The sequence below is a fragment of the Burkholderia sp. 3C genome, assembly GCF_054589155.1.
The window spans coordinates 107,408-108,985 of sequence record NZ_BAAILN010000154.1 but is presented as its reverse complement, the minus strand read 5'-3'; the positions used below and the strand labels follow the sequence as shown (position 1 = coordinate 108,985).

The 1,578-nt window shown below is 68.4% G+C and carries 2 protein-coding genes; one reads left to right on the top strand and one right to left on the bottom strand.

Features of this window, described 5'->3' with window-relative positions; genetic code table 11:
* Positions 1-166 (bottom strand): helix-turn-helix domain-containing protein (locus ACYP33_RS32640; RefSeq protein ID WP_459625301.1); only part of this gene is annotated, 166 nt, incomplete at its 3' end.
* A gap of 236 nt (positions 167-402) precedes the next feature.
* Between ACYP33_RS32640 and pcaF the strand changes: the two genes are divergently transcribed.
* The coding region (pcaF, locus tag ACYP33_RS32635) for a 3-oxoadipyl-CoA thiolase (protein WP_459625292.1) at positions 403-1,578 on the top strand (1,176 nt) is incomplete at its 3' end.

Sequence of the window (1,578 nt, the reverse complement as noted above, 5' to 3'; positions counted from 1 at the left end):
GCAGGATCCGGCGCGCGCCCGCTCGCGTCAGCCCGGTCGCCGCGGCGACCTCGGTCAGCGTCTGCTCCGGATGCTCGGCGTCGAATGCGCGAATCACGGCCAGGCCGCGCGCGAACGATTGAACATAGGAGTCGCCGGGTTTGGCCTGAAGATCGTCTGTACTCATGGGCTGGGGTCGTGTCGTGTAGCGGTGGAGGGTAGCGCAAGGGGACGGGTCGCGCCAAGCTTGGGTGCGGAGAATCGCCGCTGGGAGCGCCCTCGAACTTGACACGCCCCCGGCCGCCTCCCTATGATCGCAAAATAGTTCGATATTCGATCTTGTGTTCGCTTATAGAACATTCCGATGCGGCGCGGCGAGTGTGCCGGCGCGCATTTCATCCGAACGAAGTTCCGGAGACAACCATGACCGATGCATTCCTCTGTGACGCAATCCGCACCCCGATCGGCCGCTACGGCGGCGCGCTTTCCGGCGTTCGCGCCGACGACCTGGGCGCGGTGCCGCTCAAGGCGCTGGTCGAGCGCAACCGCGAAGTCGATTGGGCCGCGATCGACGACGTGATCTTCGGCTGCGCCAACCAGGCCGGCGAAGACAACCGCAACGTCGCGCGCATGTCGGCGCTGCTGGCGGGCCTGCCGGAAGGCGTGCCCGGTTCGACGGTCAACCGCCTGTGCGGTTCCGGCATGGACGCGATCGGCATCGCCGCGCGCGCGATCAAGTCGGGCGAAGCCGGGCTGATGATCGCCGGCGGCGTGGAAAGCATGAGCCGCGCGCCGTTCGTGATGGGCAAGGCCGCGAGCGCATTCTCGCGTCAGGCCGAGATCCACGACACCACGATCGGCTGGCGCTTCGTCAATCCGTTGATGAAGAAGCTGCACGGCGTCGATTCGATGCCGGAAACGGCCGAGAACGTGGCGGACGACTACGCGATCAGCCGCGCCGATCAGGACGCGTTCGCGCTGCGCAGCCAGCAGAAGGCGGCGCGCGCGCAGCAGGACGGCACGCTGGCGCAGGAAATCACGGCGGTCACGATCGCGCAGAAGAAGGGCGATCCGCTGGTGGTTTCGCGCGATGAACACCCGCGCGAAACCTCGCTGGAGGCGCTGGCCAAGCTGAAGGGCGTGGTGCGTCCGGACGGCACGGTCACGGCCGGCAATGCGTCGGGCGTCAACGACGGCGCCTGCGCGCTGCTGATCGCCAACGAAGAGAACGCGAAGCGTCACGGCCTGGTGCCGCGCGCGCGCATCCTGGGCATGGCGACGGCCGGCGTCGCGCCGCGCGTGATGGGCATCGGCCCCGGGCCGGCCACGCAAAAGCTGCTCGCGCAACTCGGCATGACGATCGACCAGTTCGACGTGATCGAGCTGAACGAAGCGTTCGCCTCGCAAGGCCTGGCCGTGCTGCGCATGCTCGGCGTGGCCGACGACGATGCTCGCGTCAACCCGAACGGCGGCGCGATCGCGCTGGGCCACCCGCTCGGCGCATCGGGCGCGCGTCTCGTGACCACGGCGATGTACCAACTGCATCGCACGCAGGGCCGCTTCGCGCTGTGCACGATGTGCATCGGCGTGGGCCAGGGC